Origin of the sequence: Mesorhizobium sp. M4B.F.Ca.ET.143.01.1.1, assembly GCF_004792275.1 — a bacterium.
Classification (GTDB): domain Bacteria; phylum Pseudomonadota; class Alphaproteobacteria; order Rhizobiales; family Rhizobiaceae; genus Mesorhizobium; species Mesorhizobium abyssinicae.
In genome coordinates, this window is record NZ_SRSR01000324.1 from 1 (window position 1) to 291 (window position 291).

Below are 291 nucleotides of genomic sequence, written 5' to 3' on the forward strand. Positions count from 1 at the left end.
TTGCCCCGAGCGCGGCGATCAGGGCGACGCGAGGCACCTCGACGTCGCCGATGATGAATGTCGGCACATTGCGCGCGCCGTCCTTGATGATGCTCTCGGACCCGTCGGCCTGCACCAGCACGAGGTTGTGCCCCTCGACCTTGATGTTGTCGATTGAGACATTGGCCGGGAGCTTCACGACATTGCCGGCTTCGGCGTTATATTCATGCGGGACGTTCGTAGCCGCTGCATTCGGCGCCGGTGCATTCGCGGCCGGGGCGTTTGCGGCATTGGACGCCGGGGCGTTGGAGG

Annotated in this window: 1 protein-coding gene; it reads right to left on the bottom strand. The window is 64.9% G+C overall.

Annotation, left to right across the window (positions count from 1 at the left end; translation table 11 throughout):
* On the bottom strand, positions 1-291 hold a 291-nt coding region (locus tag EN786_RS37175; protein ID WP_189524403.1), incomplete at both ends, for a hypothetical protein.